This is a genomic window from Patulibacter ginsengiterrae (assembly GCF_056269115.1).
Window position 1 is genome coordinate 1 of record NZ_JBWDOG010000013.1, and the last position, 13,797, is coordinate 13,797.

The window sequence follows — 13,797 nt, forward strand, 5'->3', positions numbered from 1 at the left end:
GGCCGTCGGCAGCTCGACGTGATCGAGGGTATGGCCGCCGATCTCGTGGCCGTCGGCCGCGAGCGTCGCGACGTCGTCCCACGTCATCGTGGTCTGACGGCCGAGCTTGCTGGTGTTGACGTAGAACGTCGCTGGCACGCCCGCGGCCGCCAGTGGGCCACGCGCGGTCATCTGGCTGGCCAGCCCGTCGTCGAAGGTGAACGACACGACCGTCGGGGCCGCCGTCGCCGCGGTGGCCGTCAGGGACCATGCCACCACGACGCCGAGTGCCAAAGCGCTCGTCCGGTGCATTCCCGCAGCCTGCCCCGCCCGACCGGCGAGCGGTGGGGAAGTACGCCGGGGCCGGCAGGGGAGAAACGTCCCCGGCCGGCCCCGTCCCGCTGAGCGCCTAGGCGTTCAGCTTCTGCTTCAGCGCGTCGAGCTGGGCCGTGATCGCGGCCGGCAGACGCTCGCCGAACTTGGCGAGGTGGGCCTCGATCTGCGGCAGCTCGGCCTTGACGGCCTCACCGTCGACCGAGAGCAGCTGCTCGAGGTCGGCGTCGCTGATCTCGAGCCCGTCGGTGTTCAGGTCGGTCGCCGGCGGCACCAGGCCGATCGGCGTCTCGACCGCCTCGGCGTTCCCGTCGCAGCGGCGGAAGATCCACTCCAGCACGCGGCTGTTCTCGCCGAAGCCGGGCCAGATGAACTTGCCGTCGGCGTCCTTGCGGAACCAGTTGACGTAGAAGATCTTCGGGAGCGTCGCGCCTTCCGTCGCCCCGATCTTCAGCCAGTGGGCCATGTAGTCGCCCATGTTGTAGCCCGCGAACGGCAGCTGCGCGTAGGGATCGAAGCGCAGCTGACCGACCGTGCCGAAGGCCGCGGCCGTCTGCTCGCTCGACATCGTCGCGCCGAGGAACACGCCGTGCTCCCAGTCGAACGACTCGCGCACCAGCGGCACGACCGAGGCGCGGCGACCGCCGAAGAGGAAGGCGTCGATCGGCACGCCGGCCGGGTCCTCCCAGTTCGACGCGATCGACGGCGCCTGTGCCGCCGAGACGGTGAACCGCGAGTTCGGGTGGGCGGCGGGATGATCGGCGTCCGGCGTCCAGTCGTTGCCGTGCCAGTCGATCAGGTGGGCCGGGACCTCGTCCGTGAGGCCCTCCCACCAGATGTCGCCGTCGTCGGTCAGCGCGGTGTTGGTGAAGAGCGTGTTGCCCTCGATCGCGGCGATCGCGTTCGGGTTGGTCTTCTCGCTCGTGCCCGGGGCGACGCCGAAGAAGCCGGCCTCGGGGTTGATCGCGTAGAGCCGGCCGTCCTCGCCGAACTTCATCCACGCGATGTCGTCGCCGACGGTCTCGACGGTCCAACCTGGCAGGGTCGGGACCAGCATCGCCAGGTTCGTCTTGCCGCAGGCCGACGGGAACGCGCCCGTCACGTACTTGACGCCACCCTCGGGCGAGGTCAGCTTGAGGATGAGCATGTGCTCGGCCATCCAGCCCTCGTCGCGGGCCTGGACCGAGGCGATCCGGAGCGCCATGCACTTCTTGCCCAGCAGGGCGTTGCCGCCGTAGCCCGAGCCGTACGACCAGATCTCACGGGTCTCGGGGTAGTGGACGATGTACTTCGTGTCCCGGTTGGTGGGCCACGTCGAGTCCTTCTCGCCCGGGGCCAGCGGCGCGCCGATCGAGTGGACGCACGGCACGAACTCGCCGTCAGCGCCGAGCACGTCGAGCGCCTTCTTGCCCATCCGGGTCATGATCCGCATCTGGACCACGACGTACGGCGAGTCGGTCAGCTCGATGCCGATCTTGCTCTTGTCCGAGCCCAGCGGGCCCATCGAGAACGGCACGACGTACATCGTGCGACCGACCATCGACCCGCGGAAGATGCCCTCGAGCTCCGCCCGCATCTCGGCGGGCTCGCGCCAGTTGTTGTTCGGGCCGGCGTCGACCTCGCGCTCGGCGCAGATGAACGTCCGGTCCTCGACCCGAGCGACGTCCGACGGATCGGACAGCGCCAGGTAGCTGTTGGGCCGCTTGGCGTCCGAGAGGCGGCGGAACGTCCCCGCGTCGACGAGCTCCTGACAGAGGCGGTCGTACTCCTCGGCCGAGCCGTCGCAGAAGACGACCTGCTCCGGCTGGGTCAGCTGAGCGATCTCGTCCACCCAGGCGAGGAGCTTGCGGTTCTCGGTTAGCACGGTGGTGTCAGGCACAGGGAAATTCCTCCGGAGGTCCAGTAGGGAATTCGAGGGATTGAAGCGGAACCGGCGGGTCCGCGCGTTGCGCATGCCTCCAACCGCCCCATACGCCCTACCGCCGTTCAATCGTGGTCGATCATTACCCACCAAAACCGCGCAAGAAGCCACGGAAACACCGAGCGAAACACCGGTCCAGGACGACACTAGACCCCTGACGTGGGACCATCCGCCCGTGCTCCGTCGGCGCCCCCGCGAACCGCTCTTCGAGACCGTGCTCGTCGAGGACGGCCGAATCCGCCTCTTCGATCAGCACCTGCTCCGGCTCCGCCGCGCGGGCGCGACCGGCCACCAGCTGACGGCGGTCCGGACGCTCGCCGGAACCTGGATCCGGACCGCACGGACCCCGACCACCGTGCGCTTCGACGTCGCCGCCGGCGCCCGGGTGACCAGCCGCCCCCGCACCCCCCTCGCCCCGACCCCGGTCCGGCTCGCCACGGTCGCCGGCTACGACCCCGGGAACGCCGACCGCGAGCAGAAGCGGGCCGCGCGCGACTGGGCGACGCCGGCCGAGGCCGAGGCCCGTGCCCGTGGCGCCGACGAGCCGCTGTTGCTCTCCCCCGACGGGCTGGTCGGCGAGACCAGCCGCGCGAGCCTCTTCGTGGTCGCCCCCGACGGGACGATCGCGACGCCGCCGGTCCGGGGGCTGCTGCCCGGCGTGACTCGCGCCTGGGCGCTGGAGACCCTCGCCGCGAGCGAGCTGCCGCTGAGCACCGCCGACCTCGAGACCGCGCGGGCCGCGTTCATCACCACCGCCGGTCGCGGGATCGTGCCGGTGACCGCGATCGACGACCGACCGCTGGGCCGCGACGAACGGGTCGACCGCCTCGCCGAGGCCTGGCGCGCGCTCCGCTGAGCCCGGGCCCCCGCTGCCTCACTCCCCCGGCGGCACGGCGGGGTCGTCCAGCGGCTCCGAGACCCCCGCCAGCAGCACGCCGACCATCCGCGCGAAGAGGTCGTGCGGGACGGCCTCCGGCTCGGCCAGCTTCTGGCGGGCGATCCCGTCGGCGAGCGCGTCGAGCGCGATCGCGACCTGCTCGACCGGGACCGTCAGCCGCAGGCCGAGCTCGCGGGCCCCGAGGTCGAGCAGCCGGCAGATCGCCGCGCGGACCTCGGCGAACTGGGCCGCGACCCGCGGACGGATCTCGGGATCGCGCACGGCGTAGGTCCAGAACTCGGTGTGGAGCAGGACCATCTCCGGCGTCCGCTCGACGATCTCCATCCAGTGCTCGGCGCCGCCGTGCACGCGCGCGGCGACGGTCGGGCCACCGGCCGCGGCCGCCTCCAGCTCGGTGACGTTCTCCCGCAGGTGGGTCTCGACGACCGCCAGGAACAGCTCCTCCTTCGACCCGAAGGCCGAGTAGACCGCCCCGGTCGTGAAGCCGGCCCGCTCGGCCACCTGGTCGACCGAGGCCGCGTGGTACCCGTGCGCAGCGAAGACCTCGCCGGCCGCCGCGATCAGCCGTGTGCGCGTCTCCTGGCGGCGTTCCTCACGGGTCATGCGGCGGGTCTCCATCTGTGTCGATCCTCTCACAGGCAGACACTCACACGAGCGGCCGTTATTCGGATAGCGTCGGTTATGACAGTGCGTCAACGGCGCGCTCGACCGACCGGAGGATCGACATGGCCCAGACGCAGAACCCGCCGCCCGCCGCCCCCACCGCCCCGCGGTCGGGCGCGCGCCCGACCGACAAGATCAGCTACACCGACCTCTACCGGCGCTGGGAGCGTGGCAACTGGAGCGCGATGGACCTGGACTTCAGCCAGGACGCGATCGACTGGCAGGAGCGGTTCACGCCGTTCGAACGCGAGGCCGCGCTCTTCAACTACGCGCTCTTCTTCTGGGGCGAGGACGCCGTCGCCGACAACCTCTCGCCCTACATCGACGCGGCCCCGCTCGAGGAGCAGAAGTACTTCCTCACCACCCAGCAGGTCGACGAGGCGCGCCACGCCGTCTTCTTCAAGCGGTTCATGCACGAGGCGCTCGGCATCGGCAACGGCGACGCCGCCTCCGGCCTCCAGCAGATCCGCCCGCTGCTGAGCTGGGGCTTCAACCAGGTCTTCGACCGGCTCGACCGGATGGCGGACGAGCTGCGCGCCGACCGCTCGATCCCCAACCTCTGCCGCGCGGTCACGCTCTACCACGTCGTGATCGAGGCGACGATGGCCCAGCCGGGCCAGCACATGATCGCCTCGTACCTGGAGGAGCGGGACGTGATGCCCGGCTTCCGCGAGGGCATGGCCCACGTCTCCGCCGACGAGCTGCGCCACATCGCCTTCGGCGTCAAGCTGCTGGCCGACCTGACCCCCGGCAACGAGGAGGCCCGGGCGGCGGTCGCCGAGATGCTGCGCGAGGTCGTGCCGTGGCTGGGCAGCGTCTTCCGCCCGCCGGGATGGGACGAGCGCTACCTGACGACCTTCGGCTGGTCGTTCGACCGGATCGGCGAGGAGTCGATCCACTCGATGGAGACGAAGCTGCGCTCGGCCGGGCTCGCCTTCGAGACCCTGCCCGGGCCGGAGGTCGTCCCGCTCGACCTCTCCCCCGTCGAGCGCTCGCGGGTCGGCATGCAGCTCGCCAAGGGCGGGATCATGGGCCCCGGCGACGAGCGGCCGTCGCAGGACCCGGAGACGATGCGGCTGCTGTTCGACGTGATCCGGCGCGGCGTCGGCCCCGACCACGGACTCGGCGCGCCGGCCACGATCGAGTGGGACTTCACCGACGCCCCCGCCTGGCACGTGCGGATCGACGGCCCGCAGGCGACCGCGGTCGCCGGCCACGCGCCCGATCCGAACCTGCGGCTGCGGGTCGCCTACCGCGACTGGGTCGACGTGGTCGGCGGTCGCGCCGACGCGCGCCGGCTGCTGGTGACCGGTCGGCTGCGACCGCACGGCTCGCTGCGGCTGTTCGCCCGGATGCCGAGGATCTTCCCCCGCTGAGCCCAGGCCGAGGGGTATCTCGGGCGCCGGCGAACGTCGTCGGCGCCCGGTCCCGTCCCCCGCCCACCCGGATCGGTTCCGGGAGCCGGCGCCACGGTGGCGCCGGCTCCTCCCGATCGCGATCAGCGGCGGACGCGGTCGAACTCGGCGACGAGCAACGCCCCGTCGCCGGTCGCGTAGGCCTCCTCGCCGTGGCTGACGAGGTCCATCCCGAGCGCCTCGTCGTCCGCGCTCGCGCGCAGCGGGGCGAACCGCTGCATCAGCTTCAGCAGCACGTAGGTGGCCACGAACGCGTAGGTCGGCGTCGCCAGCACCGCCAGCACCTGCCACAGCAGCTGCTCGGCGTTGCCGTAGAGCAGGCCGTCGGCGACCCCGTTCCAGCTCTTCTGGGCGAAGAAGCCGATGAACAGGATCCCCGTCAGCCCCGCCGTGCCGTGGGCGGCGAGCACGTCGAGGGTCTCGTCGACGCGGGTCCGCGGGCGCCAGATGATCAGGACGTAGCTCGGCAGCGCGACGACGATCCCGAGCACCATCGCCCAGAGCGGGCTGACGAAGCCGGCGGCCGGGGTGATCCCGACGCAGCCGACCACGATCGCCGTCGCCGCACCGATCGCCGTCGCCTGGCGATTGCGGATCAGGTCGAGCACGAACCAGGTCGCCAGGGTGAAGGCCGGCGTCAGCAGCGTGTTGGTGAAGGCCAGGATCGTCGAGTTGCCGGTCGAGAAGCCGCTGCCACCGTTGAAGCCGAACCAGCCGAACCACAGCAGGCCCGCCCCGAGCAGCACGTAGACCGCGTTGTGGGGCAGCAGCGCGACCCGGCCGTAGTCGCGCCGCGCGCCGACCACCAGCGCCGCCGCGAGCGCCGAGAAGCCGGAGGCCATCTCGACCGGCACGCCGCCGGCGAAGTCGAGCGTGCCGCCGGCCTGGAGCCAGCCGCCGCCGAAGGCCCAGTGGGCCAGGACCGCGTAGACCAGCACCGACCACAGCGCCGAGAAGACCAGGAACGGCACGAACCGCATCCGCTCGACGACCGCGCCCGAGACGAGCGCCGTGGTGATGATGCAGAAGGTCGCCTGGAAGGTCATGAACAGCAGGTGCGGGATCTTGGTGCCCTCCCGCGGCTCGAACCCGACGTCCTTGAGGCCGACGTGGCCGAGGCCGCCGATCAGGCCGCCGTCGCCGTCGAAGGCCAGCGAGTAGCCGATCAGCGCCCAGGTGATCGTCGCCACCGCCAGCGCCGCGGCGACCATCATCAGCGTGTTGAGCGTGTTCTTGGACCGCACCAGGCCGGCGTAGAAGAGGCCCAGGGCTGGTGTCATCAGGAGGACCAGCGCGGTCGCCGCCAGCATCCAGGCGGTGTCGCCGCTGTCGATCCCGGTCACCGCGTTCATGCGTTGGTCGGCGTGACGGCCTGGTGGTCGGTCTCGCCGGTCCGGATCCGGACGACCTCCTCGAGATCGACCACGAAGATCTTGCCGTCCCCGACCGCGCCGGTGTGCGCGCCGGTCCGGAGCGCTTCGACCGTCGGCTGGACGAAGGCGTCGGAGACCGCGATCTCGAACCGGACCTTGTCCGCCAGGCCCATCCGCACGGTGGTCCCGCGGTAGGTCTCCTGGCGGTCCAGCTCGCCCCCGTGGCCCTGGACCTTGGTCATCGTGATGCCGCGGACATGCGCGTGGTACAGCGCCTCCAGCACCTCGTTCGTCTTCTCGGGACGAATCACCCCGATCACGAGCTTCATGTCGAACCATCGCTCCTTCGGCGCGCGTGTCGCGGGCGGCCGTCGGCCGCCCCGCAAGCACGCCGCCGGAGCATTGCGGCATGTGCACACCGAACACCTGTCCCGATGTCGAGAAGCCCCGGTGGTGGGCTTGGACAGATGACCAAACGTGTTTCTCGTGGCCGTTCCGGGCGCCCGGATCACGGCTGCGTCGGGCGGAATCCCGCCGTCGCCCGGCCCCCGCCGGGGCGCTCCGCTCAGCCGGTCAGGCGCACGACATGGGTTGCCTGGAGCAACCCTCCGGCGCTGCCGGTGCCCGCCGCAGCGGCAAGCAGCGGGTCGGGCAGCGGCAGTCGCTCGACACGGAAGTCGGCCTCCGGCAGCAGGTTCTCCAGGACCGGCAGGCTCGGCACGTAGGCGAAGCGCCCGCCCGGCTTGAGCGACTGCAGGATCCGCAGGTAGGTGCGCTGGTCGCGGCGCGCCGCGGCCTCGTCGGCCTGCCGCGCCCAGGCGTGGAGCGAGAAGGCCAGGTGCGAGACGACCGTGCCCCAGACCTGGCGGCCCAGGTCGAGCTCGTGCCAGTCGCCGCGGATCACGCCCGGCGCGTCGCCGTGGCGGTCGATCCCGAGCGCCTTGATCCCCGCGCCGCGCAGGCTCTGGACCAGCGCACCGGTCGGCCCGCAGCCGAGGTCGAGGACGGGACTCTCGGCCATCCCGGGGGCGAGCCCGAGCGCCTGGAGCTGGAGCGCCGGCGCGTAGTGCCCGCTGACGACCTCCTGCACGCGCGGCCCGAGCTCGCTGTCGAGCAGCCGCGCGATCCGCTCCTGGTGGCGGGCGAAGACCGCCGCCGCGCCGTCGGCGATCTCGTCGTCGGGGAAGCTCTCCAGCAGCTCGGCGAGGTCGTGGGCGCCGTCGCGGTAGAGCTCCAGCACGCGGTCACGCCACTCGGCGTCGGGCTGCGCGAACTGGTGGCGCTCCTCGAACCAGCGCAGGAGGCCGGCACCGAGCGCCGGAGCCCCGCCGTCGGGGTCGTCGACCCCGCCGCCGGCCCGCAGCCACCGCCGCAACGGCTCGCGCTGCTCGATCAGGAGGGTGACCAGCTCGGCCGGGGGCTGATGGAACCGCGGGTCGCGACCGCGCAGCTCGCCGAAGGTCGATCCCGACCACAGCGCCGCTCGTGCTCGCAGCTGGTTCATCAGGGCCCAACCTGCCCGCTCTGCCGACTCGGGCGCGTCCACGGTCCGAGCGTATCGCTGACGATCGCTCCCGCGCGCGCACGCCGCTCTGGCAGGCTGGCCCTGATCCCGACCGTCACCACCAGGAACGACCGATGAGCACCACCACCCCGACCGGCGACGCCGCCACCGTGACCACGCGACTCCTCAACCCCGCCGCCTACGACGCCGCCGAGTTCGACGCCCCGACCCGCCGGGTCCTGCTGGCGACGATCGCCTGGTTCGAGGCCAAGGGCAAGGTCCGCCTGACCAGCGAGACCCTGACCGACGAGTGGTACGCGGACTTCATCGACTTCCTCGCCCGCGAGCGGGTCTTCGCCACCCTGCTGACCCCCGCCCGCGACGCCGACGGTGCCGAGGGCAAGCGCTGGGACACCCGTCGCAACGCGGTCTTCAACGAGATCCTCGGCTTCTACGGGCTGCCCTACTGGTACGCCTGGCAGGTCACGATCCTCGGCCTCGGACCGATCTGGCAGAGCGACAACGACGCCGCCCGCCAACGCGCCGCGCGATTGCTCGAGGACGGCAAGGTCTTCGCCTTCGGGCTCTCCGAGCGCGACCACGGCGCCGACATCTACTCGACCGACATGGTCCTGACGCCGGACGACCACGGCGGCTTCCGGGCCACCGGCGGCAAGTACTACATCGGCAACGGCAACGTGGCCGGGATGACCTCGGTGTTCGGCCGCCGCAGCGACGTCGAGGGGCCCGAGGGCTACGTCTTCTTCGCCGCCGACAGCCAGCACCCGGCCTACCGGCTGGTCAAGAACGTCGTGCACTCGCAGATGTACGTCAGCGCGTTCGACCTCGAGGACTACCCGGTCGCCGCCGAGGACGTCCTGCACACCGGCGTCGAGGCGTTCGAGGCCGCGCTGAACACGATCAACGTCGGCAAGTTCAACCTCGGCTTCTGCTCGATCGGGATGTGCGAGCACGCCTTCTACGAGACCCTGACCCAGGCCGAGGACCGGATCCTGTTCGGCAAGCGGGTGACCGAGTTCGGCCAGGTCCGCCGGATCCTCAGCGAGGCCTACGCGCGACTGCTGGCGGCCAAGCTCTACGGCGCCCGCGCGGTCGACTACGTCCGCAGCGCCAGCCTCGAGGACCGCCGCTACCTGCTCTACACGCCGCTCAACAAGATGCAGGTCACGACCGAGGGCGAGCGCGTGATCAGCCTGCTCGGCGAGGTGATCTCGGCCAAGGGCTTCGAGCGCGACAGCTACTTCGAGTCGGCGAAGAACATCATCGGCGGCCTGCCCAAGCTCGAGGGCACCGTCCACGTCAACCGGGCGCTGACCCTGAAGTTCCTGCCCGGCTACCTGTTCGGCAGTGCCGAGCTCGACGCGCCCCCGGCGCGTCCGGACGACGCCGACGACGCGTTCCTCTTCCGCCAGGGCCCGACCCGCGGCCTCGGCCGGATCGCGTTCCCGGCCTGGCGGCCGATCTTCGACGCGTTCGCCGCGGTCCCGAACGTGGCCCGTTTCCGCGAGCAGGCCGAGGGCCTGGTGACGCTGCTCCAGGAGGCGCCGCTGAGCGAGGCCCAGATGCAGGACGACCTCGACTTCCAGCAGTCGCTGGCCCAGGTCTTCTCGCTGGTGCCGTACGGCCAGCTGATCCTCGAGCAGGCCCAGCTGGCCGGCACGCCGACCGACGTCGTCGACCTGGTCTTCGAGACCCTGGTCCGCGACTTCTCGACCGGGGTCCTCGACCTCCACGGCAAGGCCTCCTCGACCGAGGCCCAGCAGGCGTGGGCGCTGGCCCACGTGCGCAAGCCGGTGATCGACGAGCCCCGCGCGGACCGGATCTACGCCGAGGTCCGGGCCCTGGCCGGCGCCTACGTGATGCCGGACTGAGGGGCGGCGGCGGGGCCTCAGGGCAGTTCGAGGTGCTCGCCGGCCGGCAGCGGCAGGCGCGCCTCGCGGAGGTCGACCCGGTCCGTGCCCGGGCGCATCGGGACGCCCTCGGCACGGAGCCGCGACCGCTGCTCGCCGCCGCCCGCGAGCGAGCCGTCGGCGCGGACCACCCGGTGCCAGGGAACGCTGCCGCCGCTCGTCCGCAGGACCCGCCCGACCAGCCGCGGGGCGAGCGGATCGAGGTCGCCGTAGGTCCGGACGTAGCCCTCCGGAATCGCCCGCACCCCGTCGAGGATCCGCCGCTGGCGATCGTCGTCGCTCATCGCCCGATGATCGCGCACCGGCGGCAGCGTTGGGCGCGGGTGTGGGCGCGGGGCGGACCAGCCCCCAGATCCGACCGCTCCTCGATGCGTTGTCCACCGTGACGGTGGACAACACATCGAGGAGCCCGGCCGCCGCGGCCGGCGTCGTTCCCCGATGCGTTTGCCACCTCCACGGTGGAGAAACGACCACCGGCGCCCGAGCGCCGGCCGACCTCACCCGCCTGAGCGCCCGCCTCCGTGTCCCGCCGCCAACGCCGTCCCGCACCGGCGCCCGCTCGCCCACGCCGCCCAACCGACACGCGCCGCCCAACCGACGCGCCGCCCGACCGACGCACCGCCCGACCGACGCACCGCCCCACCCCCGCCCTACCTGCACCGACCTCCGCCCGCGCCTGCGAGACTGCCCCGCGTGCGTGCGACCGTGACCCGTTGGCGTCGGAACTCGGTCGTCTCGACGATCGTGATGATCGCCGTGGTGATCGGCCTGGTCTTCACCGTCCAGGCGCTGGCGGTCAAGCCCTACGCGATCCCGAGCGGATCGATGCTCCCGACCCTGGCGATCGGCCAGCGGGTGCTGGTCGAGCGGGTCGGCCACCACCTCGGCGGGACGCCCGCGGTCGGCGACGTGATCGTCTTCCACCCGCCGGTCGGGGCGACCGAGCAGTCCTGCGCGGCCGACGACGAGGGCCAGGGCACGCCGTCGCCGTGCGCGACGCCGGCCGCCCGGCGCGCCGACGACACCTTCATCAAGCGCGTGGTCGGCGTTCCCGGGGACCGGATCGAGCTGCGCGAGGGACGGGTCGTCCGCAACGGCAAGCCCGCCCGTGAGCCGTTCATCGCTCCCTGCGCGTCAGGTGACGTCTGCGACTTCGGGCAGGCGATCACGGTTCCGCCGAACACGGTCTACGTGCTCGGCGACAACCGCGGCCAGTCCGACGACAGCCGCTTCTGGGGGCCGGTCCGCAAGGACTGGGTGATCGGCAAGGCGTTCGGCAGCTACTGGCCGCCGAAGAAGGTCGGCGGCCTGTAGGACTACTCGCCCGGGTTCTTCTTCGGGACCAGCACGCGGCGCTTGAACTCGGCGACCAGCAGGCCGTCCTGGTTGAAGACGCGGGTGTGGACGATCACGACGCCACGGTCCGGCTTCGTCCGCGAGGCCTTCTTCGAGAGCACCTCGGTCTCGACGAACAGCGTGTCGCCGTGGAAGACCGGGTTGGGGTGCGAGAGCTCGTCGGTGGCGAGGTTGGCGATCGCCAGGCCGGAGATGTCCGAGACCGAGATGCCCAGCGCCAGCGAGTAGACGTACGGCCCGACGACGACGTTCTTGCCCTGCTGTGAACGCTTCGCGTAGACGTCGTTCAGGTGCAGCGGGTGGTGGTTCATCGTCAGGAGGCAGAAGAGGTGGTCGTCCCCCTCCGTGACGGTCTTGGCGGGCCAGTGCTTGTACGTCGCGCCCTCCTCGAACTCCTCGAAGTACCGGCCGTACTGGTGCGCGCCGGTCGCGTGGCGGACCTCGGGAAGGTCATCGGTACCGGGCGTGAAGGTGGGCTCGTCGGACATTGCTGCTCCAGGTCTGGTGACGGATCTGACCGGGAGTCTGTCGAACCGACCCGCCGACTGAGGTTTTGGCAAATGATAACTTTAGGTGCATGGACGCCATATCGACGGGGTCGGCCCCGCCCACGACCGCCTCGGCGTCCCCTCCCGAAGGCGGTCTGAGCCCGCTCGAGGAGGCCCGGGCGAAGGGCAGGTTCCGCGGTCGGCTGGCCCTGCTCGGGCCGGCGTTCGTCGCCGCGGTCGCCTACGTCGATCCCGGCAACTTCGCGACCAACATCGAGTCGGGCTCGAAGTTCGGCTACCTGCTGGTCTGGGTGGTCGTGATGTCGAGCGCGATGGCGATGCTCGTCCAGTACCTCTCGGCCAAGGCCGGCCTCGCAACCGGCCGCAACCTGCCCGAGCTGGCCCACGACCGGTTCGGCAAGAAGACCCGCTTCGGCCTCTGGCTGCAGGCCGAGGCGGTCGCGATCGCCACCGACCTGGCCGAGTTCGTCGGCGCCGCGATCGGCCTCAACCTGCTCTTCGGGACGCCGCTGTTCGTCGCCGGCCTGATCACCGCGGTGGTCGCCTTCGGCGTGCTCGCCCTCGAGCAGCGCGGCTACCGCAAGTTCGAGCTGGCGATCGCCGCGATGCTCGGACTGGTCGCCTTCGGCTTCGTCTACGACCTGATCGCGGTCGGCCACCAGTCCGCCTCGGGGATCATGAACGGCCTCGTGCCCGGCCTCTCCGGCTCGGACTCGCTGCTGCTGGTGGTCGGCATCATCGGCGCGACGGTGATGCCGCACGTCGTCTACCTCCACTCGGCGCTGACCCAGAACCGGATCCAGCCGCGCGACGCGGGCGAGCGTCGGGAGCTGCTCAAGTGGCTGCGGATCGACGTCGGGCTCGGGCTCGGGATCGCCGGGCTGATCAACCTCTCGATGATGCTGATGGCGGCGGCGCTCTTCTACCGGATCGGCGACACCGGCATCGACTCGATCGAGGCCGCCCACGCCGGCCTCGGAACCTACGTCGGGGGCGGCGCAGCGCTGGCCTTCGCCGTCGCGCTGCTGGCCTCCGGGATGTCGTCGTCGAGCGTCGGCACCTACGCCGGCCAGGTCGTGATGCAGGGCTTCATGGGCTGGCGGATCCCGTTGTTCCTGCGGCGGCTGGTCACGATGACCCCGGCCCTGATCGTGCTCGCGCTGGGGCTCCCGACGACCGACACGCTGGTCATCTCCCAGGTCGTGCTGTCGTTCGGGATCCCGTTCGCGCTGGTCCCACTGATCATCGTCACCCGCAACCGCGCCGTGATGGGCGAGATGGTCAACCGGCGCGGCACGACGATCGCCGCGAGCGTGATCGCGGCGATCATCATCGGCCTGAACCTCTACCTGATCTTCGACACCGTCTTCGGCTGATCGGCGCCGGCGGGGGCTACGCCTCGGCGCCGGCGGGCAGCGGCACGCGCGTCCAGCTGGTCACGTACTCCAGCCCGCTGCGGACGTACAGCTGGGTGACCGGGCAGCGGCGCTCGGTCTCCGACTGCAGCCGGGCGAACTGCTCGGCGTCGGCGTCGGTCTCGACCTCGACCTCGAACATCACGCGGTCGAAGTTGGCGTTGCCCTCCGCTCCACCGGCCAGCACCGAGGGGTCGAGGTCGCCGACGGCGGAGGCCCGGAAGCTCCCGAGCTCGATCCCGAGGTCCTTGGCGACCAGCTGGGCCGTGATCTGGTTGCAGCCGGTCAGCGCGCCGAGCACGTAGGAGAGCGGGCTTGGCTGCGCGTCCTGCCCGCCGAACGCGGTGTAGGTGTCGGTGTGGAAGACGTGGTGGTTCGACTTCCCACCGACGGTGACCTGCTGGGCGACGCCCGTTCCCTCACCGGCGACGGTGATCGGGACGATCTGCTTCTTGGTGGTCGACATGCGGGCTCCTCGACGGATGGGTATAGAACTACCG

Annotated in this window: 14 protein-coding genes; 5 read left to right on the forward strand and 9 right to left on the reverse strand. The window is 71.4% G+C overall.

Translation table 11 applies throughout. The features are described from left to right. Both ACVUH9_RS16035 and ACVUH9_RS16040 read right to left on the reverse strand, forming a co-directional pair. On the reverse strand, positions 1 to 258 hold a 258-nt coding region (locus ACVUH9_RS16035; protein ID WP_475758667.1), incomplete at its 3' end, for a polysaccharide deacetylase family protein. 130 nt (positions 259 to 388) lie between these two features. Continuing rightward, positions 389 to 2,191: a phosphoenolpyruvate carboxykinase (GTP) gene (locus ACVUH9_RS16040; RefSeq protein ID WP_475758669.1), complete on the reverse strand. Its 1,803-nt coding sequence runs from the start codon at positions 2,189 to 2,191 to the stop codon at positions 389 to 391. A gap of 217 nt (positions 2,192 to 2,408) precedes the next feature. Here ACVUH9_RS16040 and ACVUH9_RS16045 point away from each other — a divergent pair, with 217 nt between their 5' ends. Then, positions 2,409 to 3,089 (forward strand): aminotransferase class IV, encoded by a 681-nt coding sequence (locus ACVUH9_RS16045; RefSeq protein WP_475758671.1) that lies wholly within the window; start codon positions 2,409 to 2,411, stop codon positions 3,087 to 3,089. 18 nt (positions 3,090 to 3,107) lie between these two features. On the opposite strand, the gene ACVUH9_RS16050 is transcribed toward ACVUH9_RS16045, so the two are convergent. Beyond that, complete coding sequence (locus tag ACVUH9_RS16050) at positions 3,108 to 3,749, reverse strand: TetR/AcrR family transcriptional regulator (RefSeq protein ID WP_475758673.1); 642 nt, start codon at positions 3,747 to 3,749, stop codon at positions 3,108 to 3,110. A 107-nt stretch (positions 3,750 to 3,856) separates the two neighbouring features. Between ACVUH9_RS16050 and ACVUH9_RS16055 the strand changes: the two genes are divergently transcribed. Continuing rightward, complete coding sequence (locus ACVUH9_RS16055; RefSeq protein WP_475758675.1) at positions 3,857 to 5,170, forward strand: ribonucleotide-diphosphate reductase subunit beta; 1,314 nt, start codon at positions 3,857 to 3,859, stop codon at positions 5,168 to 5,170. Positions 5,171 to 5,292: 122 nt separating this feature from the next. Here ACVUH9_RS16055 and ACVUH9_RS16060 read toward each other — a convergent pair whose 3' ends face one another. From ACVUH9_RS16060 to ACVUH9_RS16070, 3 genes are all read right to left on the reverse strand, one after another. Beyond that, positions 5,293 to 6,561 (reverse strand): ammonium transporter, encoded by a 1,269-nt coding sequence (locus ACVUH9_RS16060; RefSeq protein ID WP_475758677.1) that lies wholly within the window; start codon positions 6,559 to 6,561, stop codon positions 5,293 to 5,295. Next, the gene (locus tag ACVUH9_RS16065; RefSeq protein ID WP_475758678.1) at positions 6,558 to 6,911 is read right to left on the reverse strand and encodes a P-II family nitrogen regulator; all 354 of its coding nucleotides are present in this window, start codon (positions 6,909 to 6,911) and stop codon (positions 6,558 to 6,560) included. Before ACVUH9_RS16065 ends, ACVUH9_RS16060 begins: the two co-directional genes overlap by 4 nt. Positions 6,912 to 7,147: 236 nt before the next feature. Next, positions 7,148 to 8,086: a class I SAM-dependent methyltransferase gene (locus ACVUH9_RS16070; RefSeq protein WP_475758680.1), complete on the reverse strand. Its 939-nt coding sequence runs from the start codon at positions 8,084 to 8,086 to the stop codon at positions 7,148 to 7,150. A 134-nt stretch (positions 8,087 to 8,220) separates the two neighbouring features. Between ACVUH9_RS16070 and ACVUH9_RS16075 the strand changes: the two genes are divergently transcribed. Continuing rightward, positions 8,221 to 9,978: an acyl-CoA dehydrogenase family protein gene (locus tag ACVUH9_RS16075; protein WP_475758682.1), complete on the forward strand. Its 1,758-nt coding sequence runs from the start codon at positions 8,221 to 8,223 to the stop codon at positions 9,976 to 9,978. Between the two features lie 17 nt (positions 9,979 to 9,995). On the opposite strand, the gene ACVUH9_RS16080 is transcribed toward ACVUH9_RS16075, so the two are convergent. After that, positions 9,996 to 10,301 (reverse strand): MGMT family protein, encoded by a 306-nt coding sequence (locus ACVUH9_RS16080; RefSeq protein WP_475758684.1) that lies wholly within the window; start codon positions 10,299 to 10,301, stop codon positions 9,996 to 9,998. A gap of 409 nt (positions 10,302 to 10,710) precedes the next feature. On the opposite strand from ACVUH9_RS16080, the gene lepB reads away from it, so the two are divergent. Beyond that, a complete protein-coding gene (gene lepB, locus ACVUH9_RS16085) occupies positions 10,711 to 11,331 on the forward strand; it encodes a signal peptidase I (RefSeq protein WP_475758686.1) in 621 nt (206 codons plus the stop codon). Positions 11,332 to 11,333: 2 nt separating this feature from the next. Here the strand turns inward: lepB and ACVUH9_RS16090 are convergent, their stop codons facing one another. Further along, entirely contained in the window at positions 11,334 to 11,861 is a 528-nt protein-coding gene (locus tag ACVUH9_RS16090; RefSeq protein WP_475758688.1) for a MaoC family dehydratase, read from the reverse strand. Positions 11,862 to 11,950: 89 nt separating this feature from the next. Between ACVUH9_RS16090 and ACVUH9_RS16095 the strand changes: the two genes are divergently transcribed. Next, a complete protein-coding gene (locus tag ACVUH9_RS16095) occupies positions 11,951 to 13,258 on the forward strand; it encodes an Nramp family divalent metal transporter (protein ID WP_475758690.1) in 1,308 nt (435 codons plus the stop codon). Between the two features lie 16 nt (positions 13,259 to 13,274). On the opposite strand, the gene ACVUH9_RS16100 is transcribed toward ACVUH9_RS16095, so the two are convergent. Next, on the reverse strand, positions 13,275 to 13,763 hold the full coding sequence (locus tag ACVUH9_RS16100; protein ID WP_475758692.1) for an OsmC family protein: 489 nt from the start codon (positions 13,761 to 13,763) through the stop codon (positions 13,275 to 13,277). Positions 13,764 to 13,797 lie beyond the last annotated feature (34 nt).

Excerpts from the sequence above, each read along its gene's own strand:
- ACVUH9_RS16050 (WP_475758673.1), bottom strand. The coding sequence starts at position 3,749 with ATGGAGACCCGCCGCATGACCCGTGAGGAACGCCGCCAGGAGACGCGC.
- ACVUH9_RS16055 (WP_475758675.1), top strand. The coding sequence starts at position 3,857 with ATGGCCCAGACGCAGAACCCGCCGCCCGCCGCCCCCACCGCCCCGCGG.
- ACVUH9_RS16060 (WP_475758677.1), bottom strand. The coding sequence starts at position 6,561 with ATGAACGCGGTGACCGGGATCGACAGCGGCGACACCGCCTGGATGCTG.
- ACVUH9_RS16065 (WP_475758678.1), bottom strand. The coding sequence starts at position 6,911 with ATGAAGCTCGTGATCGGGGTGATTCGTCCCGAGAAGACGAACGAGGTG.
- ACVUH9_RS16070 (WP_475758680.1), bottom strand. The coding sequence starts at position 8,086 with ATGAACCAGCTGCGAGCACGAGCGGCGCTGTGGTCGGGATCGACCTTC.
- ACVUH9_RS16075 (WP_475758682.1), top strand. The coding sequence starts at position 8,221 with ATGAGCACCACCACCCCGACCGGCGACGCCGCCACCGTGACCACGCGA.
- ACVUH9_RS16080 (WP_475758684.1), bottom strand. The coding sequence starts at position 10,301 with ATGAGCGACGACGATCGCCAGCGGCGGATCCTCGACGGGGTGCGGGCG.
- ACVUH9_RS16090 (WP_475758688.1), bottom strand. The coding sequence starts at position 11,861 with ATGTCCGACGAGCCCACCTTCACGCCCGGTACCGATGACCTTCCCGAG.
- ACVUH9_RS16095 (WP_475758690.1), top strand. The coding sequence starts at position 11,951 with ATGGACGCCATATCGACGGGGTCGGCCCCGCCCACGACCGCCTCGGCG.
- ACVUH9_RS16100 (WP_475758692.1), bottom strand. The coding sequence starts at position 13,763 with ATGTCGACCACCAAGAAGCAGATCGTCCCGATCACCGTCGCCGGTGAG.